Origin of the sequence: Allorhizobium undicola ORS 992 = ATCC 700741 (genome assembly GCF_000621665.1) — a bacterium.
GTDB classification, from domain to species: Bacteria; Pseudomonadota; Alphaproteobacteria; order Rhizobiales; family Rhizobiaceae; genus Allorhizobium; species Allorhizobium undicola.
Map to the genome: position 1 here is coordinate 28,249 of NZ_JHXQ01000025.1, position 25,657 is coordinate 53,905.

The following is a 25,657-nucleotide window of genomic DNA, read 5'->3' on the forward strand; positions in this document are numbered from 1 at the left end:
AAGGGATTATTGCGGGAGGATGTTGTCATGACGGAAAAAAGGATCCAGCCGCTGTCGCGCGATGCGATGGCCTATGTGCTGGCAGGGGGGCGTGGCAGCCGTCTGAAGGAGCTGACGGACCGGCGGGCAAAGCCTGCCGTCTATTTCGGCGGCAAGGCGCGCATCATCGATTTCGCGTTGTCGAATGCGCTGAATTCCGGCATTCGCCGCATTGGCGTTGCCACCCAATACAAGGCGCATTCGCTGATCCGCCATTTGCAGCGCGGCTGGGACTTTTTCCGCCCCGAACGCAATGAAAGCTTCGATATTCTGCCCGCCAGCCAGCGGGTTTCCGAAACGCAATGGTATGAGGGAACGGCAGATGCGGTTTACCAGAATATCGACATCATAGAGCCCTATGCCCCTGAATATATGGTGATCCTGGCAGGCGACCATATTTACAAGATGGACTATGAACTCATGCTGCAACAGCATGTGGATTCGGGCGCGGACGTGACCATCGGCTGCCTTGAGGTGCCGCGCATGGACGCCACCGGCTTCGGGGTGATGCATGTGGACCCCACCGACCGGATCATCGACTTCATCGAAAAGCCCGCCGATCCGCCGGGCATTCCCGGCAATGAAACCATGGCGCTCGCCTCCATGGGCATTTACGTCTTCCACACGAAATTCCTGATGGATTGCCTGCGGCGCGATGCGGCCGATCCCAATTCCAGCCGCGACTTCGGCAAGGACATCATCCCCTATATCGTCAAGAACGGCAAAGCGGTGGCGCATCGCTTCGCCAGTTCCTGCGTGCGCTCCGATTTCGAGCGCAAGCCCTACTGGCGCGATGTCGGCACCATCGATGCCTATTGGCAGGCCAATATCGACCTTACCGACATTGTGCCGGAACTCGACATCTATGACAAATCCTGGCCGATCTGGACCTATGCGGAAATCAATCCTCCGGCCAAATTCGTGCATGACGACGAGGGGCGGCGGGGATCGGCCATTTCCTCGCTGGTGTCGGGCGATTGCATCATTTCCGGCTCGGCACTTTATCGCAGCCTGCTGTTTACCGGGGTGCGGGCCAATTCCTATTCGCGGCTGGAAGGCTGCGTCATCCTGCCAAGGGTCACGGTTGGGCGTCATGCGCGGCTGACCAATGTGGTAATCGATCACGGCGTGACGATCCCAGAGGGCCTGATCGTCGGCGAGGATCCGGAAATCGACGCCAAGCGCTTCCGGCGTTCGGAAAACGGCATCTGCCTGATTACCCAGGCCATGATCGACAAGCTGGGCGGTTGAGCGATGAAGGTGCTTTCCGTTGCATCGGAGGTCTATCCGCTGATCAAGACCGGGGGGCTGGCCGATGTAGCCGGCGCCCTGCCGATTGCGCTCGAGACGCTGGGTATCGAGACCCGCACGCTGCTGCCGGGCTATCCAAAGGTGCTGGCGGCGCTTGAGGGGGCTGAAACCGTGCTGGAGTTTTCCGACCTGCTGGGGGAGGAGGCCCGTCTGCTGTTTGTCCGCCATGCGGGGCTCGATCTTCTGGTGCTGCAATGTCCAGCCCTTTTCGAGCGTGACGGCGGCCCTTATCTCGGGCTGGACGGCAGGGATTACCCCGACAACTGGAAACGTTTCGGTGCGCTTTGCCTGGCGGGCGCGCGTATTGCGCAGGGCGCCCTTGCGAGCTGGCGACCCGACCTCGTGCATGTGCATGACTGGCAGGCCGCGCTGGTGCCGGTTTTCATGCGCTATGCGCTGGAGCCGGAAATTCCATCGCTCATCACCATTCACAATATTGCCTTTCAGGGTCATTTCGGGCCGCAGACGGTGTCGGCGCTGGGGCTTCCGGCCCATGCCTTTGCCGAGGCGCTGGAATATTATGGCGGCACCTCCTTCCTGAAGGGCGGATTGGTGACGGCTCATGCGCTTTCCACCGTCAGCCCCTCCTATGCCGAGGAAATCCTGACAGGGGAATTCGGCATGGGGCTGGAGGGCGTAATCGCCAGCCGCGCCGATGCGCTCTTCGGCATTGTCAATGGCATCGATACCGATGTCTGGGATCCTGAAGCCGATGGGGCGATTGCCCGTGGCTATTCGGCGGCAACGTTGAAAAAGCGCGCTGCCAATCGCGAAAAACTGTGTCAGGAATTCTCGCTGGAGGATCATGGCCAGCCGATCTTCTGCGTGATCTCCCGCCTGACCTGGCAAAAGGGCATGGATGTGCTGGCCGAATGCGTGGATGAACTTGTGGCCGATGGCGGTTCGCTGGTCATTCTCGGTTCGGGAGATGCCGAGCTGGAACAGGCGCTTCAGGCTGCGGTGACGCGCCATCCCGGCCGTGTGGCAATGCGGATCGGATATAATGAGCCGCTGTCGCATCTCATGCAGGCCGGATCGGATGCCATCATCATTCCCTCGCGTTTCGAGCCCTGCGGGCTCACGCAACTCTATGGTCTGCGTTATGGCTGTGTTCCGGTGGTGTCGCGCACCGGCGGGCTTGCCGATACCATTATCGACGCCAATGAGGCAGGGCTTGCGGCCCATGCCGCCACCGGCATACAGTTCGGTTCTGTTTCACGCCAAGGCTTGCGCCAGGCGCTGCGGCGGGCCATACGTCTCTTCCATGACACAAAAACATGGCATCAGATCCAGAAGCAGGGCATGAAAACCGACGTATCCTGGGCCTCAAGTGCCAGACGTTACGCCGAACTTTATAACCGCCTCCTCGAAAAAGGCTGAAAAACGCATGATCATTACGGTTCCCACCAAACCCTATTCTGACCAGAAGCCCGGCACATCGGGCCTGCGCAAGAAGGTTCCGCATTTCCAGCAGGAAAATTATGCCGAGAATTTCATCCAGTCGATTTTCGACTCGCTGGAGGATTTCAAGGGCAAGACGCTGGTCATCGGCGGCGATGGGCGCTTCTACAATCGTGAGGTCATCCAGAAGGCCATCAAGATGGCGGCGGCCAACGGTTTCGGCCGGGTGCTGGTCGGGCAGGGCGGCATTCTTTCCACGCCCGCCGCGTCCAATGTCATCCGCAAATACAAGGCCTTTGGCGGTATCATTCTGTCCGCAAGCCACAATCCCGGTGGTCCGACGGAAGATTTCGGCATCAAATACAATATCGGCAATGGCGGTCCGGCACCGGAAAAGATCACCGACGCCATTTATGCCAATTCCAAGACGATCACCTCCTACAAGACCGTCGATGCGCCAGACATCAATCTGGACCAGGTCGGCAATTTCGACCTCGGTGAAATGCATGTCGATGTCATCGATCCGGTTGCCGATTATGCGGCGCTGATGGAACAGCTTTTCGATTTCAACGCCATTCGCAACATGTTCAGCCTCGGCTTCCGCATGGTCTTCGACGCCATGAGCGCCGTGACCGGGCCTTATGCCAAGGAAATTCTCGAAAATCGTCTGGGTGCGGCGGAAGGCACGGTGCGCAATTTCACGCCGCTGCCGGATTTCGGCGGCCACCACCCCGATCCCAATCTCGTTCATGCCAAGGAACTTTATGACGAGATGATGGGCCACGACGCGCCCGATTTCGGCGCGGCTTCCGATGGCGATGGCGACCGCAATCTGATTATCGGACAGGGCATTTTCGTAACCCCGTCGGACAGTCTGGCCATTCTGGCCGCCAATGCCAGCCTGGCGCCCGGTTACTCCAATGGTATTGCGGGCATTGCCCGTTCCATGCCGACCAGTGCCGCCGCAGACCGCGTGGCAGAAAAGCTGAAGATCGGCATTTATGAGACCCCAACCGGCTGGAAATTCTTCGGCAATCTTCTCGATGCGGGCAAGGTGACGATCTGCGGCGAGGAAAGTGCGGGAACGGGCTCCAGCCATGTGCGCGAAAAGGACGGGCTGTGGGCCGTGCTGCTATGGCTGAACGTGCTGGCGGCGCGCGGCGAAAGCGTGCAGGAAATCGTGCGCCAGCACTGGGCAGCCTTTGGCCGCAATTATTATTCCCGCCATGACTATGAGGAAGTGGATGCCGATGCGGCAAACGGCCTGATGGACGCTCTGCGCGCCAGCTTGCCGACGCTTCCAGGCACGAAGATCGGCGCGCTGACGGTGGAGAAGGCCGATGATTTTGCCTATCACGACCCGGTCGATCATTCCGAAAGCCGCAAACAGGGCGTGCGCGTGCTGTTTGCCGGCGGATCCCGCGTCGTTTTCCGCCTGTCCGGCACGGGAACCTCAGGGGCGACCTTGCGCGTCTATATCGAGCGCTATGAACCGGATTCGTCGCGGCACGGCATCGAAACGCAGGAGGCGCTTGCTGACCTGATCGCCGCAGCCGAGGAGCTTGCGCAGATCCGCTCGCGCACCGGGCGTGACACGCCCAGCGTCATCACCTGATCTTCGCATGACGACAGGGGGCGGCGTTGTTCTGACAGAGGCCGGAGCGGAATTTTCGCTCTGGTCGCGGCATGGCGAGCGGGTGGAGCTTTGCCTGTTCGACGCGGCGGGGGAACGGGAGTTGCGCCGCCTGCCGATGATGCGGGAAGGCGATATGCACCGCCTTTTCGTGACTGGACTGAAAGCGGGCGCCCGCTATGGCTACCGCGTTCACGGCCCCTATGAGCCTGAGCGGGGGCTATGGTTCGATCCCGCCAAACTGCTTGTCGATCCCTATGCCGTTCACCTCGACAGGCCCTTTCGCCACGATGCCCGGCTTGCCGTTTTCGGCGAGGATACCGCCGACCTCGTGCCGAAGGCCATTGTCACACGCTCAGAGGCGGTGACGGTCGAGCCGCCGGTCTTCGAAGCGGGCGGCTTTATCTATGAAGTGCCGGTGCGCGGCTTTACCATGTTGAACCCCGATGTGCCGCAGGCGCAGCGCGGCACTGTTGCGGCCCTTGCCCATCCCGCTGTCATCGCACATCTCAAGCGCATCGGTGTCGATGCCGTCGAACTTTTGCCGATCACCGCCTGGATCGACGAGCGCCATTTGCCGCCACTCGGCCTTTCCAATAGCTGGGGCTATAATCCCGTGGCCTTCATGGCGCTCGATCCGCGTCTGTGCCCCGGCGGCCTTGCGGAATTGCGCCAGACGGTGGCAGCGCTTCGGGCCGAAGAAATCGGCACCATTCTGGATCTCGTCTTCAATCACAGCGGCGAAAGCGACCGCCATGGCGCAACGCTCAGCCTGCGCGGCATCGATCATGCAAGCTATTACCGCCATGTGGCGGGGGAGCCGGGGGTGCTGGTCAATGATACCGGCTGCGGCAATACCTTGGCCTGCGACCACCCGCAGGTGCGCCGGCTGATTGTCGATAGCCTGCGGCATTTCGTGACGGCGGCGGGCGTGGACGGGTTTCGCTTCGATCTGGCGCCAATCCTCGGGCGGACGATGGAGGGTTTCGATCCGCAGGGCGAAACGCTGACTGCGCTGCTGCGCGATCCGGTGCTGGAGGGAAGGGTGATGATTGCCGAACCCTGGGACATTGGCCCCGGCGGCTATCAGGCAGGCAATTTCCCGCCGCCCTTTCTGGAATGGAACGACCGCGCCCGCGACACGATTCGCCGCTACTGGCGGGGGGATGCGCATATGACGGGCGCCTTCGCCACGGCGCTGGCAGGCTCTTCCGATGTGTTCGCACGGCCTGGTCAGCGTCGAACGCGCAGTGTGAATTTCATCGCCGCCCATGACGGCTTCACGCTGGCCGATCTCACTACCTATAACGTCAAGCATAACGAGGCCAATGGCGAAGACAATCGCGATGGCCACAATGACAACCACTCCTGGAACAACGGCGTGGAAGGCCCGACGTCAGACATGCCTGTGCGGGCAGCCAGAACCGCCGACCGTGCCGCACTCCTTGCCACGCTCTTTGCCAGCCGGGGAACGATCATGCTGACGGCGGGCGATGAGGCGGGCCGCAGCCAGCGCGGCAATAACAATGCCTATGCGCAGGACAACGAGATCACCTGGCTGGACTGGAGCGCACTGGACGAGGACTTGCTGAACCACACAGCGCAGCTTTCCAGCTTGCGCAAGCGTTTTGCGGCGCTGGGAGAGCAGGATTTCTTCACCGGTCAGGGGGACGTGACGTGGTTCAATCTTCAGGGCGAGCCCATGTGTGTGGAAGACTGGGAGGATCCGCAGGCTGCCTTCCTCGGCATGGTGATCGAAACGCCGGATAACAAGGCAGGCGGAATGGCAGGGCTTGCCATTCTCTTCAATCGCGCTGGCTGTGATCTTTGCGTGGCCCTGCCAGCGGAGAGGGCCTGGAAGAGACTGTCCGGTGAAATGGCCGCATTGCGGCTGACACTGCGCGCCCGCAGTGTCGAATTTCTGCTTTCGGCCTGAAATCTCCAACAGGCTGGTTGCCCCATGCCCCGATGCCTGTTGAAGGTCGCTGTAACACTTAGAACGGTTCAATCTTTCCCTGAAACAATGAACCGCTCTAGCCTCAATCCGTCATGTTGTGGATGGAGTTCGCGGCCCCGACCGGGGTGGTCACGAGCTGCATGAACTTCAGGAAGTCCACCGTGGGGTGGCGCGATGCATAGATGATGTCGCGGTTCTTCACCGGGAAGCTTTGGCCGATGATCAGGCTGTCTGGCGAATGCATGTTGAAGCGATAGACCAGCGGGTAGCGCCCGTCCTTGTTCGCCGCCATGCCCTTGGCCTGAAGAGCGTGGAAACGCTGCGGGCCGAGCAGGTCCATGACGATTTCCGGCTCTTCGTAGCGGAAGATGAAATAGCCTTCCGCATCGACGCGGCTATCGGTGCCGCCGCCCGAAAGCGCGATGGCTTCGAGCAGATTGACATCGTTGGAGCCGAAGGGCTGGCGACCGTTTTTCGGCACTTCACCGAGCGCTGTGAAGGTGCGCGGATCATGGCTTACGAAGATCTGGTCACGCGGTTCGACATAGATATTTTCACGCGGATTTTCGATCAACGACTTCAGCAGCACGGAGGCCGTGCTGTTGCCGCGTACCAGCGTTACATAGGTTTCATAGGGCTCGCTGGACGGGCCGCCGGCGCGGGCAATCACTTCCGTGACGCGGTCACCCGCCAGTGTCAATTGTACGTTGGAGGGGGCGCCAACCGCGCCCGAGACTGCAACGGTGCGCGAGGCCGTGGCGGCGGCATTGACGAGAACGTCCGGCTCCACCGCCTTGTTTACCAGCTTTTCAAGAATGGCCTTGCGGGCCTCTTCCTGAGTCTTGCCGGCAAGCTTGATCTGGCCGACATAGGGAATGGTGCCGGTGCCATCCGGCTGCACGACCACATCGATGGTGGTCTGCTTGGATTCGGCGGTGGAGAACAGGCCATCCGCGCCTGCCTCGAAAATGCTGATCTTCAACTGGTCGCCAACACCGATCACCACGCGGCCGGCACGTCCGCCCATGCCGAAGCGGCGGCTGAACAGGCTGCTGGAGAAGTTCGCGACAAGGCGTGCTGCTCTCTGATCCACATCCACTACCTCGTAAACGGCGGCATTGGCGCGGTTCAGTTCCTGGCGGGATTTGCCAGCCTGGCCTTCGATCTGTGAGGAGAGAGGCCCGGCGGCGGGAAGTGTGTCACAGGCGGCAAGTCCCGCAGTCAGTACGATGGCAATGACTTTCTTCACAGCACAGCTTTCCACTCTGGCGACTCCTGCATATACGCGACTCTCGATCGAAACCGATCGTCAGATCCGCGCGTCAAACTACTACCCAGCTTGAAGGACAAAGACAAGACGCGACCTTGGGCGGCAACGCTATTGAAACAATCTTAACGAATTCCCTCAGATACAATATTTATGCGTCATAATGGATTTTTCCTGCGCCATGGCCTGTGGAAAAGCGGCAGCTGTGGCCCTTCTACCGCGCTTGCCATGGTTCAGATCTCGACGATGTCCACAGAAATGCGGGCAGGGCGGGAGCGTTCGATCACCCGTTTGCCGTTGGGAAGGTCGTTTTCCCCAACCTTCCTGTCGATAGTGGCGGGGTCGAGGCCGTAATGCTGCCAGCGTTGCCGCAGGCGCTGTTCGAGAACGCCAAGCGCTGGGGCGGTAAAGATCGTCAGATCGAAGGCGCCTTCCAGCCTCGTCCAGGGCGCCTCGTCCAGCAGAAGGTAATTACCCTCCACCAGAATGAAGCGGGTCTCGGGCGCGATGGCGCGTGCCGATGCAATGGCCAGCTCCCGCGAGCGGTCGAAGACGGGGACCAGAACCTCTTCACCGCCACGGCGCACGGCGGTCACGATGTCGAGAAAGCCGCGGACGTCGAAGGTTTCCGGCGCGCCTTTGCGGGCCAGAAGGCCGCGATCCTCCAGAATGGCATTATCCATATGGAAGCCATCCATGGGCAGCACGTCCGCCGTTTCGCCGGACGCGGTCAGTGCTTCGGCAAGGGCCTCGGCAAGCGTCGATTTGCCGGAGCCGGGGGGGCCGGCGATGGCAACAATGAAACGGCTGGCCGAACCGGCCAGCCGCAACACCTCGTTTTTCAGGGCTTGCAGCTTCATGCGGCCAGAACGTCCTGAGGCGGTTCTTTCGCGCCGGTCATGAAGGCAACCGCATCGGACATGGTGTAGTCCTTCGGATTGATGACGCAGAGGCGCTTGCCCAATCTGTGGACGTGGATGCGGTCGGCAACCTCGAATACATGCGGCATATTGTGCGAGATCAGCACGATGGGCAGGCCGCGGGCGCGGACATCGAGAATGAGTTCCAGCACGCGGCGGCTTTCCTTGACGCCGAGAGCAGCTGTCGGCTCGTCAAGGATCACCACCTTGGAGCCGAAGGCGGCGGCACGGGCCACAGCCACGCCCTGGCGCTGGCCGCCGGAGAGTGTTTCCACCGCCTGATTGATGTTCTGGATCGTCATCAGGCCAAGTTCCGACAGCTTGTCGCGGGCGAATTTTTCCATGGCCGGACGGTCGAGCTTGCGAAACAGGCTGCCCGCAAGGCCGGGTTTGCGCAATTCCCGGCCAAGGAACATGTTGTCGGCAATGGAAAGGGCGGGCGAAAGCGCAAGGTTCTGGTAGACGGTTTCGATCCCGGCCTTGCGCGCCTCGATGGGCGAGCGGAACTGCACCGGCTTGCCTTCCAGGCGGATTTCGCCTTCATCGGGCGTCACCGCACCGGAAATCGCCTTGATCAGCGAGGATTTGCCCGCGCCATTATCGCCGATCACCGCCAGGATTTCGCCCGGATAGAGGTCGAAATCGGCATTGTCGAGCGCCGTTACCTTGCCGTAACGCTTGATGAGGCCACGGGCGGAAAGAATGGGTTCCTTGGTCATCAGCCTGCTACCTTTCTGATCCACTGGTCGATGGCGACGGCGGCAATGATCAGCACGCCGATCAAGAGATAGGTCCATTGCGGGTCCGTGCCTACGAGACGCAGCCCCAGCTGGAAGACGCCGACGATGAGCGCGCCGAACAACATGCCGAGAATGGAGCCACGCCCGCCAAACAGCGAGAGCCCGCCGATCACCACGGCGGTGATGGATTCGATATTGGCAAACTGGCCTGCCGTTGGCGATACGGAGCCGAGGCGGCCGATCAGCGCCCAGCCCGCCAGCGCACAGATCAGCCCGGACAGTGTATAGACGGAAACGAGCATTCGCTTGACATTGACGCCCGCAAGCTCTGCCGCATCCGGATCGTCGCCAACCGCATAGAGATGGCGGCCCCAGGCGGTCTGGTTCAGCACATACCACAGCGCACAGACCAGCAGCACCATGGCAATGACGCCATAGGTGAAGACCGCGCCGCCAAGGCGCAGGCTCTGGCCGAAATATTGCAGGATCGGCGCATTTTCCTGAAGATCCTGGGCGCGAATGGTTTCATTGGCCGAATAGAGGAAGTTCGAGGCCAGAACGATCTGCCAGAGGCCGAGCGTGACAATGAAGGGCGGCAGCTTGACCCGCGCCACCAGCCAGCCATTGATGAAGCCGCAAAGCGCCCCGACCGCAAAGCCGCACAGCACCGCCAGCGGACCGGGAATGCCGTAATGCACGGCAAACTGGCCCATGACGACCGATGACAGCACCATGATGGCGCCAACCGAAAGATCGATGCCGGCCGTGAGGATGACCAGCGTTTGCGCCGCGCCGATAATGCCGGTAATGGCCACCTGTTGCAGGATCAGCGTCAGCGAGAAGGCGGAGAAGAATTTCGAGCCGAGAATGGCGCCGAACACGCCAACCGACAGCAGCAGCACGATCAGCGGAACCGCAGCCGGGCTGCCATGCAGAAAGTGCTGGAACTTCTGCAAGGGCGTCTTGTCATGCGAGTCGAACTGGGCAACCTGCGTGGAGCTGCCCGAGAGGACTTTTTCATATTCAAGATGGGGTTTGGTGGCGGCTTGTGGCTCGCTCATGATCTTCCTCCCGTGTGCCTCTTGCGAGGATGTGAGGGCCGGGGGGCGGGTAAAGCTCCCTCAGGCAGTGAAACCTTGACACTATTCAACTTGCGCAAACACGTTGCAGTTGCTGTCGTTGCTTGCGCCAAGGGCGGCCCTTGGGCCGTGTCCGGTGGTCCTGGCCTGCCCGGACCCGATGTCCGGGCCGCCCTTGCGATGGTTGGTTCAGATGGGCATCAGCCCCAGCACTTGGCGGTGCCTTCCTTGGTGTCGATGGAAGGTACGCCCTTGGCCGGCTTGTCGGTGACAAGCGAAACGCCGGTGTCGAAGAAGTTCTTGCCTTCGGTCGGCTTCGGCTTTTCGCCGGTGGTGGCGTATTTCTTGATGGCCTCGATGCCGAGAGCCGCCATCATCAGCGGATATTGCTGCGAGGTTGCGCCGATCACGCCTTCCTTGACATTCTTGATGCCCGGGCAGCCGCCATCGACGGAAACGATCAGCACGTCCTTTTCCTTGCCGACGGCCTTCAGCGCTTCATAGGCGCCAGCTGCGGCAGGCTCGTTGATCGTGTGGACGACATTGATGGAGGGATCCTTCTGGAGAAGGTTTTCCATGGCGGTGCGGCCGCCTTCCTCATTGCCGTTGGTCACGTCATGGCCGACGATGCGCGGGTCTTTTTCGTCGCCGATCTTGTTGGGATCCTTGGGGTCGATGCCGAAGCCGATCATGAAGCCCTGGTCGCGCAGCACGTCCACGGAGGGCTGGGCAGGGGTCAGGTCGAGGAAGGCAACCTTGGCGCTCTTGGCCTTGTCGCCCAGCGTTGCGGCGGCCCACTGGCCAATCAGCTTGCCGGCAAGCAGGTTATCGGTGGCGAAAGTGGCGTCGGCTGCATCGATCGGATCGAGCGGCGTGTCGAGCGCGATTACCAGCAGGCCTGCCTCGCGGGCCTTCTTGACGGCGGGCACGATGCCCTTGGTGTCGGAGGCGGTCATCAGGATGCCCTTGGCGCCATCGGCAATGCAGGTCTCGATGGCGGCAACCTGGCTTTCGCTGTCGCCGTCGATCTTGCCGGCATAGGACTTCAGCGTGATGCCGAGTTCCTTGGCCTTGGCGCTGGCGCCTTCCTTCATCTTCACGAAGAAGGGGTTGGTGTCGGTCTTGGTGATCAGGCAGGCGGAAACATCCGCGGCGTGCGCGCCGGTGGAAAAGGCAACGCCGAGGGCCAAGGCGCCGAGCGTGGCGCCGATCAAACTGGACTTCATTGGATTCCTCCCAAAGGATAATCGATGAATGGAGCCTCTTTCCGAGGCTTCACGGTGAACAGGGCCTGCATCTCCCGCGCGGCGCCTGATCCGCGAATTAGAACATCATCAAATTTTTCGGCTGTCAATAAATAAATCGAGTTGAATTATTAATGTGCTGTGGCATTCTGCGGGAAAGTTCGGCCGGGCAGGATGGTGCCGCTCTCCCATGCGGGCAGGCGGCATGGAAAGGCGGCGAGCGGACAAGGAATGACATCCGGCCAGGGCGTTGCCCTTAGCCGGAGACCGGGAGGAAGCGATATGGCCGATGAGGCGGGCCTGGAGGCGGGGCAGGCGGCTCCGATCCTCGACATCAGCGGCGGCGCCAACCAGATCGGCGTGCGCGCCTATAACGAGCGGCTGGTCATGTCGCTGGTGCGCCGCCACGGTTCCTTGTCCAAGGCAGAGATTGCAAGGCGCAGCGGTCTTTCTGCCCAGACCGTCACCGTCATCATGCGTGTTCTGGAAAAGGAAGGCCTGCTCATTCGCGGGCAGCCGATGCGCGGCCGTGTTGGCCAGCCTTCCGTGCCGATGATGCTCAACCCGGACGGCGCCTTTTCCTTTGGCGTCAAGATCGGGCGGCGCAGCGCAAGCCTCGTGCTGATGGATTTCGTCGGCACCATCCGCCATGAGGTGACACGCACCTATCCCTATCCGCTGCCGCAACCGCTGCTGGATTTCATTGTTTCCGGCATGGCCGAGCTTGAGGGGCGCATGAGCGCGGCAGAAAGGCGGCGCGTTGCCGGTGTTGGCATTGCAGCACCCTTCGAATTGTGGAGCTGGGCGGAAGAAACCGGCGCGCCGGAGGAAGAGATGGCCGCGTGGCGCAAGGCCGATCTCCATGCCGATGTGGCCGCCCTTGTGCCCTATCCGGTTTTTCTCGAAAACGACGCCACCAGCGCCTGTGCGGCTGAACTGGTGTTTGGCGTTGGATCGCAATATCCCGATTTCGTGTATTTCTTCATCGGCTCCTTCATTGGTGGCGGCATTGTACTGAACTCGTCGCTGTTTTCCGGCCGCAGCGGCACGGCGGGCGCATTGGGGCCGCTGCCGGTGCAGAACCGTCAGGGCAAGACGGTGCAGCTTCTGAAGATCGCCTCGATTTTCGTGCTGGAAAATCTTTTGCGCGACCACGGGCATGACAGCCAGCCGCTATGGTATTCGCCGCGAAACTGGGTGGATTATGGCGAACCGCTGGAAATCTGGATTCAGGATGCGGCGGCAGCCCTTGCCCAGGCCATTGTCGCTTCGGCCTCGGTCATCGATTTTTCCGCTGCCGTGATCGATGGCGGCTTTCCCGACTGGGTGCGCAGGCGGCTGGTGGATGCGACGCGCGCGGCCGTGCAGTCGCTCGATCTTCAGGGCGTGCTGATGCCCGATATTGTCGAAGGGGCGGTCGGCCATCAGGCCCGCTCCATCGGTGGCGCCAGCCTGCCGCTGTTTTCCCGTTATCTGCTGGATCAGAATGTCTTGTTCAAGGAGTTGCAATAATGTTGAAGGGTCTCAACCCCATTCTCAGCCCCGAGCTGCTGTTTACCCTGCGGGCCATGGGCCATGGCGATGAAATCGCCATTGTGGATGGCAATTATCCGGCGCTGGAACATGCCCGGCGGCTGATCCGGCTGGATGGGGTGGCGCTGGTGCCGGTGCTGGATGCCATTCTCTCTGTCATGCCGATCGATGATTTCGTGCCGGAAGCAATCTTCCGCTCCACCGTGCGCGCCGAGCGGGACCGGCTGGATCCGGTGCATGAGGAAATCATCGCCTGCTGCGCCCGCCATGAGCCACAGCAAAATGTGGTGCCGCTGCTGGGGCCGGATTTCTACCCGCGCGTCAAGGCGGCCCATACCGTGGTGCAGACCAGCGAACCGCGCCTTTACGCCAATGTCATTTTGAAAAAGGGTGTGATCTATCCCTGATCCGCTTGTGGAGCGGGGGAAGGAAAGGCACGGCAAGAAAATGCGCGGGGAGGGCAATCCCCCGCGCAGGCTACAGCGCCGTGCGTTTTATCAAACGCACGAAGGACGCTGTAACACTTTAAATCTGCTGCATAATTTTTACCTTAAATCGATTCCGATTTAAGGAATTACGCCGTAGACGGCGGCTTCAGTCGAGCCGGATGCCGGTTTTCTTTACCAGTGCGCCCCATCGGTCAATTTCCGCGGCAATGTGATCGTGGAATTCCTTTGGCGTGTTGGTCCAGACGTCGGCGCCTTCAAGCGCCAGCCGATCGCGCACTTCGCTGCCGGAGAGTGCGGCCACGATCTCCTTGTTGAGCCGATCGATAATCTCCTTCGGCGTGCCTGCCGGAACCAGAATGCCGTACCATTGCGAGGCTTCGAAACCGGGATAGCCCGATTCCGCGACAGTGGGAACCGATGGCGCCGCTTTCAGGCGTGTGGTTCCCGATACGGCCAGCGCCCGCATCTTGCCTGCTTCCACATGCTGGAGCAGGTTGGGAGCGCCGGTAAAGGTCAATTGCACGCGCCCGCCGAGAAGATCGGTCACGGCAGGGGCCGTTCCCTTGTAAGGCACATGGGTCAGCTGAATGCCGGCCCGGTCGGCAAGCGCCACCATGGCGATATGGGCGGCGCTGCCATTGCCGCCGGAAGCATAGTTGAGCTTGCCGGGGTTTTGCTTTGCATAGTCCACGAGTTCGGCAAGCGTCTTTGCCGGCACGTCCGGGTGAACGACCAGCATGTTGTGAACCTGGGCGATGCCGCTGACGGGATCGAGGCTTTTCAACGGATCGTAGGAGAGCTTGGGATAGAGGGCAGGGGCGACGCCCAAAGTGCCGATATGCCCCATGACCATGGTATATCCGTCCGCCGATGCGCGGGCAACGGATGCAACGCCCACCGTGCCGCCAGCCCCCGGTCGCGATTCGACGATGATCGGATAGCCAAGCGAGGCCTCCAGCTTCTGGCCGATCACACGGGCCAGAATGTCGGTGGAGCCTCCCGGCGTGAAAGGCACGACCAGGGTGATATTCTGCGTGGGATAGGCCTCTGCCCGGGCCCGCGAAAAGCCCATGGCGGCAAGCGCTGCCGCCGAGGCCCCGGCAAGGGCGTGACGGCGGGTGATGGCGAATTGAGCCGTTTTCTTCATTTGCATTCTCCTCCCTGAAGTCTTTCCGTGTCTCGTGGAGACAGGGAAATGTTATGCTTTTTGTTCTTACCCATTTTCGGATGGAAGCCCCATGTCTGCGCGGCGCTTCAGTCTTCGACGAAGACCTCCTCGCGCCCGCGCCGGATCGATGGAATGAGCGAGAGCAGGAGCGTGATGGCCGCAAGGCCGAGCAGGATCTTGCTGATCGGACTTTCGATCAGGGTCGATAGTGACCCGTGCGAGATGATCAGCGCCCGCCGGAAGTTTTCCTCGACAAGATCGCCCAGCACGAAGCCCAGCAGCAGCGGCGCCGGTTCGAAGCCGAGGCGGATCAGAAGATAGCCCGCCAGCCCGAAGATCCCGATGAACATGACGTCCGTGGGCAGGGAATTGACCGTATAGATGCCGATGCAGCAAAACAGCAGGATGGCCGGGAACATCAGCCTGTAGGGCACTTTCAGCAGCCTGACCCAGACCCCCACCAGCGGCAGGTTGATGACCAGCAACATCAGATTGCCAACCCACATGGAGGCAATCATGCCCCAGAACAGGTTGGGGGTTTTGGTCATCACCTGCGGACCGGGAATGATGCCGTGGATGGTCATGGCGCCGACCATCAGCGCCATGACCGCATTGGAGGGAATCCCAAGCGTCAGCAGGGGAATGAACGAGGTCTGCGCACCGGCATTATTGGCCGATTCAGGGCCTGCAACCCCTTCGATTGCCCCTCTGCCGAAGCGGCTTGGATCCTTGGCAATCTTCTTTTCGAGTGTATAGGAGGCAAAGGGGCCAAGCACGGCGCCACTGCCGGGAAGAATGCCGAGAATGGCGCCGATTGCGGTTCCGCGCAGCACGGGCTTGTAGGATTGCGCGAAGTCGCGGGCGTTTGGAAGAAGCCTGCCGATTGCCTGCCGCACGGTATCGCGTGTTTCCGGGGCATCGAGATTGCGCAGAATTTCCGAAACGCCGAACAGGCCCATGGCCAGAACGGCAAAATCAATGCCATCGGCCAGAAACGGAAGGCCGAATGTCATCCGCTCCTCGCCGGTTTCCAGATCCGTGCCGATTGTCGAGAGCAGGATGCCGAGCACAATCATGGCGACGGCTTTCAACACCGAGCCCCGCGCCAGCACGACGGCGAAAACCAGCCCCATGACCACAAGTGCGAAATATTCCGGAGCGCCGAAAATCAGGGCAACGCTGGTGAGCGGGCCGCTCAGGGCGGCGATGACCACGGTGGCTACGGTTCCGGCGAAGAAGGAGCCGATGGCCGCCACGCCAAGCGCCACGCCCGCCCGGCCCTGTCGTGCCATCTGGTGGCCATCCAGCGCCGTCACCACCGAGGAGGCCTCGCCCGGAATATTGACGAGGATTGCCGTGGTCGAGCCGCCATATTGGGCGCCATAATAAATGCCCGCCAGCATGATGAGCGCACCGGTCGGGTCGAAGCCGAAGGTGATCGGCAACAGCATGGCAATCGTTGCGATGGGGCCGACGCCGGGAAGAACGCCGATCAGCGTGCCGACGAGGCAGCCGACAAAGGCAAGCCAGAGATTGATCGGCGTGAAGGCCACGGAAAAGCCGAGGCTGAGATTGGCAAGGAGATCGGTCATGACCGTTTCTCCGCAACCGGCACAGGGGCTTTGCCGCCGACATGCCCGGCCTGGCGCTTGATGAGGATCACGGCGACGGAAACGCCAATCATCAGGGCCGCCGTGATGCGCAACAGCAGCTTTGCCGATATGCCGGGAAGGATCTTCAACAGGCCCTGCGGGAATATCGGGATCGGCAGGTTCAGGAGATCGCCGAAAAGCAGCATACAGAAAGCCGTCAACATCAGCGCGAGCGCAACGAGTTCCCGCAGGCGCGCCTCAGGCGTTGCAAAGCCGCTGACAATAACGGCAAAAGGCCCCGCGACGATGATGCCAAGGCCGGGAAGCGTGATCGTTCCCAGGGAAAACGGCCGGATCATGACGGCAAAGCCGATGATGGCCAGAAGAACCAGCCCCACGCCCCGCCAGCTTGCCTGCCCGAATGCAGAGGTTTGGGAACGCATGGAATTGACGACGAGCGCAACCCCGATCAGCCCGATGGCCAGTGCAAGCCAGCGGGGCAGAAAGCCAGCACCCATCGATGCGAGGCTGCCTTGCGAAAGATCGCTCGATAGCCAAAGCACACCGGCACTGACGGCAATCAATGTCAGGCCACCGATCATGTCCTGATCGAACCTGAACCTCCCTTGAATCGACATTCATGCACCTCCCTTGCATTTCCGCAAGGATTGGGGATTTTGTGGTATGAAACAAACGATTTTTCTGAACCACTTAATGAATGAATTTCATCTCGAACGGAGTTATCGACGTGAACTACTCTTCACGAATCGACTTTCTGGGCCTGAGCGCTTTCGTGGCGATTGCCGATCGCGGTAGCTTTCGCGATGCGGCCGTGCATCTCAATCTCTCTCACACGGCCATCAGTCATCGTGTTCGCAAGCTGGAAGAGGATCTGGGCACCAAACTCTTCGTGCGCAGCAATCGCGAAGTCAGCCTGACCCAGGCCGGGCTTGATCTTCTGCCGAAGGTAAAGCAGACGCTTGCGGATCTGATGGCCACCGTCGATGGGTTGAAGCAGGCAGGCCGGGAGCGGCAGAGCAAGGTGGCGATCGCCTGTCTGCCCACCATCGCCGCAGGCAGGCTTCCCCATGTGCTGAAAGGGTTTCAGCAGGCGCGGCCGGGCGTTGCCGTCGAAATATACGATAAGTCCGCGTCTGAAATCTCCGATCTGGTCGAACGCGGCATCGTCGATTTCGGCGTGACCATCATTGCCAGCCATCGCTGGGATTTCGATACGGACGTGCTGGTGGATGATCCTTTCGTGCTGGCCTGTCCGCTGGACCATGTGCTGGCCCGCAAAAAACAGGTGAACTGGGCCGACCTTGAGGGCCACCCTCTGGTGCGGGTGAGCCAGCAATCCGGAAACCGGATGATTATCGACGATGCCCTGGCCGGACGATGCGATCATCTGTTCTGGCAGTATGAGGCGCAACATTTGCAGACGGCCTTGGCGATGGCGCGGGCGGGGGCAGCGCTGGCGGTGGTGCCGCGCATGGCGTTTTCATCTGCCGATGAAGACTGGCTGCGCCTGTGCCTTCTGCACAATCCCGGCGTCACGCGACAGATTGGCCTTGTTTCCAGAAAGGGCGTGCCGCTCACGCCGGCCGCGGCAGACCTGCACGATCTCGTGCGCGCGATTTTCACCGACGGCAAACAGCATGGCGCCTGACATCCGCCCGGATAATGCGGGTCGAATGCTCAACCAAGCCGCGCCTTCGTGCTGCGCGGTGTGGACAGGATAAGGCTGGTTTCGCTGTTTGCAATACCCGGCACGCGGCGGATCCGGCTCAGCACGCCGTCAAAAGCGCTCAAGGTGGCCGCACCCAGCTCCACGATCAGATCCCAGCGACCATTGGTGGAATGAATGGCGGAAATTTCCGGCAGGCCAGCCAGAAGACGCACCACCTTGTCGCTCACATGGCCTTCGATCTCGATCATCATGATGCCGCGCACCGGCACATCCAGCGCATCGCCCCGCAGGATGACCGTATAGCCCAGAACCGTGCCATCCTTTTCCAGCTTTTCCAGCCTTGTCCGCACGGTGGCGCGCGAGGCGCCGGTTTCGATGGCCAGATCCGAGATACTGCGCCGCCCGTTATGGCGCAAAAGGGTGATGAGCTTTTCGTCCAGACCGTCCATTGCCGTTTTGCTTTCCCTGATTTGCCAGAACGATAAGTCAAATCGCAAATATTGCCAATCTGTCCTGTTCACATCGCCAGTCCTGGCTGTTTCAATCGAGGGGAGGGAGAATTGTCATGGATGTAACGCTCATCGGGGTGCCCATACAGATCGGGGCTGGCAGGCTGGGATGCGAAATGGGGCCAAGCGCCTTGCGCATTGCCGGTTTGCACGCTGCTCTTGCCGATCTGGGACATGGCGTGCGCGACATTGGCAATGTTGCGCCGCGCCCCTTCACGGATATGCCGCACCCCAACCCGGCGGTGCATCATCTGGCCGAAACGGCGGCCTGGATAGAGGTTTTAAGCGAGACGGCGTTTCGTGAAAGCCTGTCCTCCATGCCGATCTTTCTGGGCGGCGATCACGCGCTTTCCGCAGGAACGGTTGCAGGCATGGCGCGGCGCGCAGCCGAAGAACATCGTCCGCTTTTCGTGCTGTGGCTCGATGCGCATACCGATTTCCACACGCTCGAAACCACCGTCAGCGGCAATCTGCATGGAACGCCGGTTGCCTATTTCACTGGCCGCTCCGGTTTCGGGGGCTATTATCCGCCGCTGTCGCATCCCCTCGATCCGGCCCGCATGGCCATGATCGGCATTCGCAGCGTCGATCCCGCCGAGCGCCAGGCCTTAAAGGGCAGCGGCATTACGGTGCATGACATGCGCATGATCGATGAATACGGAATGGGCGTGCTGCTCCGGGGATTTCTGGAGCGTGTGAAATCTGAAAACGGGATTTTGCATGTGAGCCTGGATGTGGATTTTCTCGATCCGTCGATTGCGCCCGCCGTCGGCACCACGGTTCCGGGGGGCGCCACCTTCCGCGAGGCGCATCTGGCAATGGAAATGCTGCATGACAGCGGGCTGGTGCGCAGCCTCGATCTCGTGGAACTCAACCCTTTTCTCGATGTGCGGGGCCGCACGGCCCTGCTGATGGCCGATCTGACGGCAAGCCTCATGGGGCGGCAGGTAATGGACCGTCCCACCCAGGATTATGTGGGAAGCAGATCATGACACAGACCATGAAACCTCAGGCGCCTGCCAATCTCAATATCGTGCCTTTCGTCAGTGTCGATCACATGATGAAACTGGTTTTGACGGTGGGGGTGGAAACCTTCATTCGCGAACTGGCCGGGGTCATCGAAGAGGATTTCCGCCGTTGGGAGGTGTTCGACAAGCGTCCCCGTATCGGATGCCATTCCGATGAGGGCGTGATCGAATTGATGCCGACCAGCGATGGCAGGCTCTATGGCTTCAAATATGTCAATGGCCACCCGAAGAACATGCGGGAGGGCCGCCAGACCGTGACGGCTTTTGGCGTGCTGGCCGATGTTGGCAATGGCTACCCCGCGCTGTTGTCGGAAATGACCATTCTCACGGCGCTGCGCACGGCGGCCACCTCGGCGCTGGCGGGCAAATATCTGGCACGGCCGGATGCGCGCTGCATGGCAATCATCGGCAACGGCGCGCAATCGGAATTTCAGGCGCTGGCCTTCAAGGCCATTTGCGGCGTCAACCGGCTGCGGCTTTACGATATTGACCCCGCGGCCAGCCAAAAATGCCGGGCCAATCTGCAAGGAGAGGGTTTCGACATCATCATTGCCGCAAGCGCCGAAGAGGCGGTGGAAGGGGCAGACGTCATCACCACCGTTACGGCCGACAAGAACCTGGCGACGGTCTTGACCGATAACATGGTTGGTCCGGGCGTGCACATCAATGCGGTGGGCGGCGATTGCCCCGGCAAGACGGAACTGCACAGGGATATTCTCACCCGCTCCGAAGTCTTCGTGGAATATCCGCCGCAAACGCGCATCGAAGGTGAAATCCAGCAGATGCCGGAGGATTTTCCGGTGCAGGAACTCTGGCAGGTCATCAACGGGCAGAGGCCGGGCCGTTCCAGCGAAAGGGCGATCACGCTGTTCGATTCCGTCGGCTTTGCCATCGAGGATTTTTCGGCGCTGCGTTATGTGCGCGGCAAGCTTGAGCAGACCGGGCTTTTCTGCGAACTCGACCTTCTGGCCGATCCCGACGAACCGCGCGACCTCTATGGCATGTTGCTGCGCTGCAAGGCGGCACAGGCTTTATGACATCGGGGCCGTTTCACGGGATTTTCATTTTTCCGTCAGGCTCTGGATCAAAAGCACCCTCCTTCCCATTTCGAAGACATCGAACAGGAAAGGAACTGTCATGGACGTCATTCGCATTCTCTTTGCCATCATCCTGCCGCCGGTCGGGGTGTTCCTCCAGGTGGGCCTGGGCCTGCATTTCTGGCTGAATATCCTGCTGACGCTTTGCGGTTACATTCCAGGCATCATTCACGCCATCTGGGTTATCCTCAAAAAGTGAGAAGGCCCGGCTTTCCGCTGTACGTGCGGCAGTCAATCTGACATACTAGCTTATCCGCTTTTGAGGAGCGGATATGATGTCACGGTTTGAACCTGTTCACGGGAGGAGCGGGCGAAGGCCGGAGCAGGCGGGTTTGCGCCCTTTCCGACCGGCCCGAAGAAGGAAATGCGGACATTCGAAAATGACAAGCCGGTACGGATTGCCTATGTGGGCGGTGGATCGCTGAACTGGGCCACCAAGCTCATGGGCGATCTGGCCCATGACGGGCGCATGGCCGCCGATGTGACGCTTTACGACATCGATCATGCGGCAGCGGAACGAAACGCGCGCATCGGTGAGCGTTATGGCGCCATGGCATCTGGCGTCAAGGTCCGCTACCGGGCGGAAAAAACGCTGGCGGCGGCGCTGCGTGGCGCCGATTTCGTCGTGATTTCCATTCTTCCCGGCAGTTTTGCGGAAATGGCGAGCGATATTGCCATTCCCGAACGATACGGCATCGTTCAATCGGTGGGCGATACGGTGGGGCCGGGCGGTTTCATCCGCGCCCTGCGGGCCATTCCGGCGATTTACGACATCGGGCTCGCCATAGCCGAGCATTGCCCCAAGGCTTTCGTCGTCAATCTCACCAATCCCATGTCGGTGCTGACCGGGGCACTGTTCCGGGCCTTCCCACAGATGCGTGCCTGGGGCGCCTGCCACGAGGTTATCAAGACACGGCGCACGCTTGCCTTTCTTGCCAATCAGAAGCGCGGCGAAATTCGCTATCGCATCGCCGACGCCAAGGTCAATGTCATTGGCATCAACCACTTCACCTGGGTCACGGGCATGAGCGTGGATGGCGTTGACATGATGGAGGATTATCTTGCCTTTGCCGCCAGACATCGCGACAGCGGCTGGCGGGAGCGCCCCATCGACATGCGTGACGAACATGCCCGCTATTTCGAGGATATGAGCCGGGTGAAGTTCGATCTCACCTGCCGTTTCGGTATTGCCGCGGCGGCTGGCGACCGGCATTTGAGCGAATTTCTGCCGCAAAGCTGGTATCTCGACCGCCATCAGGATTTTGCCTTCGGGTTGACGCCGGTGGATTACCGCATTCGCGAGCGGCAGGAGAAGGTCGCCGCCGCCGAGGCGCTCGATGCCGGCGGACCCTTGCCGCCTGCCGCTCCTTCGGAGGAGGCAATCGTCGAGCAGATGCGCGCATTGATGGGCGGCGAGGAACATGTCAGCAATGTCAACCTGCCCAATCGCGGCCAGGTCGCCGGGTTGCCGGAGGGGACAATCGTTGAAACCAATGCCCGGTTCAGCGGGCTTGGCATCCAGCCGGTCTTTGCCGGACGCCTGCCGCCTGCGGTGGAGGCGCTGGTGCTGCCCCACGCCACCCGGCAAACGGCGCTTTTGAATGCGGTGATCGACAGGGAGGTTTCGGCCCTGCTTCCGCTTTTCGTTTCCGATCCGCTGGTTCAGCCGATCGGGCTGGACAAGGCAGAGCGCATGTTCAACGAAATGATCGCTGCCACCCGCCATTGCCTGCCGCAGGAGCTGGCATCGCTTGCAGCGTGATGCCAGTGGTCTTTGGAAAGACCATTGGCATGATGCGCCTCACATCAACTGTGGGTGACTCGCCCCGAGAAAAGCGGGAATTTCAGCATCTTTCTCGGGGCAGGCCCCTATCGCAGCGAAAAGCGGAAGGGAACGGTGATGGATTTCCCCGCTCCGGGCGGTGGTGCTGGAACGGGCGAGGCCTTGCGGATCGCTTCCAGCGTTGCCTGATCGAGCGCCGGGAAGCCGGACGAGCGTGAGACCGAGACTGAAAGCACATTACCGCTATCGTCGATCTGCATTCGAACCGTAACGGTGCCTTCTTCCTTGTTTTCCCGCGATTCCTTGGGATAGCGCTTGCGGCGCTCCAGATAGGACACCAATCGGGACTGCCATTTGGCGGGCGATGGCGAAGAGGAAAACAGGCCGGAACTGTTCTGGCTGGCGGCTGTCCGGTCAGACTGCGTGACCTGAGCCTTCGCCTCCACCTGTTCAACCTGCTTTTGCGGCTGCGGTTTCGGTTTTTGCTCAGGCTTGCGTTCGGCAACCTCTTTTTTCTTCTGCACCGGCGGCGGCGGGCGGACCACGGGAAGCGGCACCTCGACATTTTCCATCGGCGCGGTTGCCTGTTCCGGCGGTTTTTCCGGTTCGGGTGGCTGCTGTTCCACGATTTGCGGCTGCTCCACCGGGGGCGGTTCCGGCTGTGGCTCCACCACCGGCTCCGGCTCAGGTGCCGGTTCTTCCGGTGGCGGTTCAGGCTGGGGCTCGGGCGGCGGTTCCGTTGCCTCGCTCTTTACCTCTTCCACGTTTTGCTGGTCGGGCGCGACCTGGTCTTCCTCGGTATTGGTTGCCTGCGGCTCCGGCGCCATTTCGATCATGATTGCGGCGGGTGGCTCGTTGGTTCCGGCCGGTGCTGGCGGTTCCTGCAACATATAGGCAACCGCACCGGCATGGGCGGCAAAGGCGGTGACGCCTGCCGCCACCCAGATGAGCCCTTCTGCAAGAGGGTTGCGCCCGGTGGAATGGTTGCCTTTTTTCATTGGCCGTTCTGATCCTCAGCCGGTGCCGTGGTTGCGGCAGGCAGGGTCTCAAGCCCAACCAGCGCAATCTTCAGATAGCCCGCATCGCGCAGCAGGTTCATGACGGTCATGAACTCGCCATAGCCGACATTCTTGTCGGCGCGCAGGAAAATACGGGTATCCCGGTTGCCTTGCGATACCCGCTCAAGCGCTGCTGGCAGTCCTTCACGCGCCACGGTCTCGTTGCCGAGCGCCAGCGTCAGATCCTGCTTGAGCGTGAGATAGACAGGCTCATCCGGCCTTTTGGCCGGTGCGGCACTGGAGGCGGGCAGATCGACATTGACATCCACCGTGGCAAGCGGCGCGGCCACCATGAAGATGATGAGCAGCACCAGCATGACGTCGATGAAGGGAGTGACGTTGATCTCGTGATTTTCCACGAGATCGTCGCCATGATGTTCGCGAATACCGCCAGCCATGACTTACTCCGTCACCACTTTCAGGCGCGAGGCGCGCAGGTCTGCGGGGATCTTGCGGAAGTCGAGATCGCGGGAAACGAGGCGCTCGATCATCGCGGCGGCATCCACCAGCCGCGCCCGATAGCCGGTCACGGCGCGGGCGAAGATGTTGTAGACCACGACGGCGGGAATGGCGGCCACGAGACCGATGGCAGTGGCCAGCAGGGCCTCGGCAATGCCCGGCGCAACAACCGCGAGATTGGTGGTCTGGGCCTGAGAAATGCCGATGAAGGAATTCATGATACCCCATACCGTTCCGAACAGACCGACAAAGGGGCCGATCGAACCGATGGTTGCCAGCGTGCCCGTGCCGCCGGTCATGGCGCGGCCGGCACTTGCCTCTATCCGCGACAGGGCCGAGGTGACGCGCTCCTTGACGCCCTCGTTTCCAGCATAGTCGATGGCCGGCTCGGATGCCTTGACCTCGCGGGCGGCGGCAACCACCATGGACGGCACAGTGCCGCGGCGGTTCTGCAATTCGCCAAGCGCCTGGGCCAGCGTGCCGGAGGATTGCAGCACCCGTGTGGCACGGCCAAGCTTGGCCTTTGCCGTGGAAAGTTGCAGGAATTTTGCCAGAAAAATCGTCCAGGTGGCAACAGAGGCAAGACCAAGAGCCGTCATGACCGCCTTGACCACCCAGTCGGCGGCCATGAACATGCCGACAGGCGAAAGGTCATGAGGAATATCCGCGCGCGCGGTCGTGCCGTGTGCGGCCGTCTCATGTTGGGCACCTTCCTGCCCGCTTGCAGATTGGCCGGACGGGGTCTCGCTGGATGGGGTTTGGCCGGATGGGGTTTGGCCAGATGGGGACTGGCCAGATGGGGACTGAATGGTGGCGTCTTGTGCCGATGCCGCAGCCGGTGCGGGCGCTGCCGATTGCGGTTGCGGTGCGGCCTGTTCGGCGGCAGGGGCCGGGCTCAACGGCATTTCCGCCTGTGTTGCGGGCTGCTGTGCCGGAGCCGTTGCCGAAACAAGGCAACCGCCAAGCGCCATGACAAGCACGGCGCTCATGCGAATGAAAGGTTTCGGGCTGCCTTGAACCATGTTTCTATCCTTCCAGATGTCGAATAAAGCCCGCTCCCGGATTGGCGCATCAGCGCGAAAGTCGAAATGGCGCGGGTTTTCCACCCTCGATATAAAACATGAGTATGTTTTTCAAGTAATATTCTCGCGTCAAGGCTGTTTTAGAGCGGTTCATTGTTTCACGGAAACCACAGTACACGACGCTGAAGAATGCGGCGTGGCCTACCCCCCTCTGCCTTGCCAGGCATCTCCCCCTCAAGGGGGGAGATTGCAATGCGGACAAAGCGCCATTCTTCAACGACTATTTGTGATGACGGCCTTTTCAGGAATGTAGACAGGGCCTTGATCTTGCCGATCTCCCCCCTTGAGGGGCAGGGCTATTGCATATGAGCGATCATTGAGATGAGGAACTGATCGTCCCATCCCGCTTTTTTGATTTTTCGTCGGATGGATGCTTTGTCTGGGTGCTGGCGGATGATGTTGAGTGCGAGTTTTCGCAAGATAGAGAGGTTTTGCGGGCCGTTGTCTTTGCGATTACGGGCCGCATCTTCACAGAAGGCTACGTCGAGTACCCAGTGTAACTGGTTTTCGATCGTCCAGTGCGCCCTGACTACCCGCAGGAAAGCCTCGGCACTGATTTCCCTGGAGAGCAGGAAATGTCTGAGATGGTGGGTCTTGCGCCCGTCGGGCTCGATCCGG

General features: G+C 60.8%; 24 protein-coding genes. 11 read left to right on the forward strand and 13 right to left on the reverse strand.

The genetic code is table 11. From position 1 onward, the window contains the following. Nucleotides 1-27 precede the first annotated feature (27 nt). Genes glgC through glgX form a run of 4 tightly spaced genes read left to right on the forward strand, consistent with a single transcriptional unit; the run spans nt 28 to nt 6,320 of the window. The gene (glgC, locus tag T424_RS0117005; RefSeq protein ID WP_027488796.1) at nt 28-1,290 is read left to right on the forward strand and encodes a glucose-1-phosphate adenylyltransferase; all 1,263 of its coding nucleotides are present in this window, start codon (nt 28-30) and stop codon (nt 1,288-1,290) included. Nucleotides 1,291-1,293: 3 nt separating this feature from the next. Next, nucleotides 1,294-2,730, forward strand: a complete 1,437-nt coding sequence (gene glgA, locus T424_RS0117010; RefSeq protein ID WP_027488797.1) for a glycogen synthase GlgA — start codon at nt 1,294-1,296, stop codon at nt 2,728-2,730. A gap of 7 nt (nt 2,731-2,737) precedes the next feature. Further along, entirely contained in the window at nt 2,738-4,366 is a 1,629-nt protein-coding gene (locus T424_RS0117015; protein WP_027488798.1) for an alpha-D-glucose phosphate-specific phosphoglucomutase, read from the forward strand. 7 nt (nt 4,367-4,373) lie between these two features. Then, nucleotides 4,374-6,320 carry a glycogen debranching protein GlgX gene (glgX, locus tag T424_RS0117020; RefSeq protein ID WP_027488799.1) on the forward strand — a complete coding sequence of 649 codons (1,947 nt, stop codon included), beginning with the start codon at nt 4,374-4,376 and terminating at the stop codon, nt 6,318-6,320. Between the two features lie 103 nt (nt 6,321-6,423). Here the strand turns inward: glgX and T424_RS0117025 are convergent, their stop codons facing one another. The 5 genes from T424_RS0117025 to T424_RS0117045 all read right to left on the reverse strand — a co-directional run bounded on the left by T424_RS0117025 (nt 6,424) and on the right by T424_RS0117045 (nt 11,573). Next, the gene (locus T424_RS0117025; protein ID WP_027488800.1) at nt 6,424-7,590 is read right to left on the reverse strand and encodes a polysaccharide biosynthesis/export family protein; all 1,167 of its coding nucleotides are present in this window, start codon (nt 7,588-7,590) and stop codon (nt 6,424-6,426) included. A gap of 251 nt (nt 7,591-7,841) precedes the next feature. Further along, nucleotides 7,842-8,468 (reverse strand): nucleoside triphosphate hydrolase, encoded by a 627-nt coding sequence (locus T424_RS0117030; protein ID WP_027488801.1) that lies wholly within the window; start codon nt 8,466-8,468, stop codon nt 7,842-7,844. Beyond that, nucleotides 8,465-9,247 carry an ATP-binding cassette domain-containing protein gene (locus T424_RS0117035; protein ID WP_027488802.1) on the reverse strand — a complete coding sequence of 261 codons (783 nt, stop codon included), beginning with the start codon at nt 9,245-9,247 and terminating at the stop codon, nt 8,465-8,467. Before T424_RS0117035 ends, T424_RS0117030 begins: the two co-directional genes overlap by 4 nt. After that, complete coding sequence (locus T424_RS0117040) at nt 9,247-10,329, reverse strand: ABC transporter permease (RefSeq protein ID WP_027488803.1); 1,083 nt, start codon at nt 10,327-10,329, stop codon at nt 9,247-9,249. The genes T424_RS0117035 and T424_RS0117040 overlap by 1 nt, the downstream gene beginning before the upstream one ends. A gap of 218 nt (nt 10,330-10,547) precedes the next feature. After that, nucleotides 10,548-11,573 (reverse strand): sugar ABC transporter substrate-binding protein, encoded by a 1,026-nt coding sequence (locus tag T424_RS0117045; RefSeq protein WP_027488804.1) that lies wholly within the window; start codon nt 11,571-11,573, stop codon nt 10,548-10,550. Nucleotides 11,574-11,873: 300 nt separating this feature from the next. Here T424_RS0117045 and T424_RS0117050 point away from each other — a divergent pair, with 300 nt between their 5' ends. After that, a complete protein-coding gene (locus T424_RS0117050) occupies nt 11,874-13,103 on the forward strand; it encodes an ROK family transcriptional regulator (RefSeq protein ID WP_027488805.1) in 1,230 nt (409 codons plus the stop codon). Continuing rightward, nucleotides 13,103-13,531, forward strand: coding sequence for an RbsD/FucU family protein (locus tag T424_RS0117055; RefSeq protein WP_027488806.1), 429 nt, complete (start codon nt 13,103-13,105; stop codon nt 13,529-13,531). The genes T424_RS0117050 and T424_RS0117055 overlap by 1 nt, the downstream gene beginning before the upstream one ends. Nucleotides 13,532-13,718: 187 nt before the next feature. Here T424_RS0117055 and T424_RS0117060 read toward each other — a convergent pair whose 3' ends face one another. The 3 genes from T424_RS0117060 to T424_RS0117070 all read right to left on the reverse strand — a co-directional run bounded on the left by T424_RS0117060 (nt 13,719) and on the right by T424_RS0117070 (nt 16,971). After that, nucleotides 13,719-14,720 (reverse strand): Bug family tripartite tricarboxylate transporter substrate binding protein, encoded by a 1,002-nt coding sequence (locus tag T424_RS0117060; RefSeq protein ID WP_027488807.1) that lies wholly within the window; start codon nt 14,718-14,720, stop codon nt 13,719-13,721. Nucleotides 14,721-14,827: 107 nt separating this feature from the next. Next, a complete protein-coding gene (locus T424_RS0117065) occupies nt 14,828-16,333 on the reverse strand; it encodes a tripartite tricarboxylate transporter permease (protein ID WP_027488808.1) in 1,506 nt (501 codons plus the stop codon). After that, nucleotides 16,330-16,971, reverse strand: a complete 642-nt coding sequence (locus T424_RS0117070; protein ID WP_027488809.1) for a tripartite tricarboxylate transporter TctB family protein — start codon at nt 16,969-16,971, stop codon at nt 16,330-16,332. The genes T424_RS0117065 and T424_RS0117070 overlap by 4 nt, the downstream gene beginning before the upstream one ends. 110 nt (nt 16,972-17,081) lie before the next feature. Between T424_RS0117070 and T424_RS21355 the strand changes: the two genes are divergently transcribed. After that, complete coding sequence (locus T424_RS21355; RefSeq protein WP_161712611.1) at nt 17,082-18,002, forward strand: LysR family transcriptional regulator; 921 nt, start codon at nt 17,082-17,084, stop codon at nt 18,000-18,002. Nucleotides 18,003-18,031: 29 nt separating this feature from the next. Here T424_RS21355 and T424_RS0117080 read toward each other — a convergent pair whose 3' ends face one another. After that, entirely contained in the window at nt 18,032-18,472 is a 441-nt protein-coding gene (locus tag T424_RS0117080) for an Lrp/AsnC family transcriptional regulator (protein ID WP_027488810.1), read from the reverse strand. Between the two features lie 116 nt (nt 18,473-18,588). Between T424_RS0117080 and rocF the strand changes: the two genes are divergently transcribed. The 4 genes from rocF (at nt 18,589) to T424_RS0117100 (ending at nt 22,419) form a co-directional block, all read left to right on the forward strand. Next, nucleotides 18,589-19,524, forward strand: a complete 936-nt coding sequence (rocF, locus tag T424_RS0117085; protein WP_027488811.1) for an arginase — start codon at nt 18,589-18,591, stop codon at nt 19,522-19,524. Nucleotides 19,525-19,532: 8 nt separating this feature from the next. Next, nucleotides 19,533-20,597: an ornithine cyclodeaminase gene (locus tag T424_RS0117090; RefSeq protein ID WP_027488812.1), complete on the forward strand. Its 1,065-nt coding sequence runs from the start codon at nt 19,533-19,535 to the stop codon at nt 20,595-20,597. Between the two features lie 100 nt (nt 20,598-20,697). After that, complete coding sequence (locus tag T424_RS22280) at nt 20,698-20,856, forward strand: YqaE/Pmp3 family membrane protein (protein ID WP_037068153.1); 159 nt, start codon at nt 20,698-20,700, stop codon at nt 20,854-20,856. A 165-nt stretch (nt 20,857-21,021) separates the two neighbouring features. After that, a complete protein-coding gene (locus T424_RS0117100) occupies nt 21,022-22,419 on the forward strand; it encodes a family 4 glycosyl hydrolase (protein ID WP_027488813.1) in 1,398 nt (465 codons plus the stop codon). Nucleotides 22,420-22,526: 107 nt separating this feature from the next. Here the strand turns inward: T424_RS0117100 and T424_RS0117105 are convergent, their stop codons facing one another. The 4 genes from T424_RS0117105 to T424_RS0117120 all read right to left on the reverse strand — a co-directional run. Next, the gene (locus tag T424_RS0117105; protein ID WP_027488814.1) at nt 22,527-23,438 is read right to left on the reverse strand and encodes an energy transducer TonB; all 912 of its coding nucleotides are present in this window, start codon (nt 23,436-23,438) and stop codon (nt 22,527-22,529) included. Continuing rightward, entirely contained in the window at nt 23,435-23,896 is a 462-nt protein-coding gene (exbD, locus tag T424_RS0117110; protein ID WP_027488815.1) for a TonB system transport protein ExbD, read from the reverse strand. Before exbD ends, T424_RS0117105 begins: the two co-directional genes overlap by 4 nt. A gap of 3 nt (nt 23,897-23,899) precedes the next feature. Next, nucleotides 23,900-24,979, reverse strand: coding sequence for a tonB-system energizer ExbB (exbB, locus tag T424_RS0117115; RefSeq protein WP_051559153.1), 1,080 nt, complete (start codon nt 24,977-24,979; stop codon nt 23,900-23,902). Nucleotides 24,980-25,335: 356 nt separating this feature from the next. Then, the coding region (locus tag T424_RS0117120; protein ID WP_027488817.1) for an ISAs1 family transposase at nt 25,336-25,657 on the reverse strand (322 nt) is incomplete at its 5' end.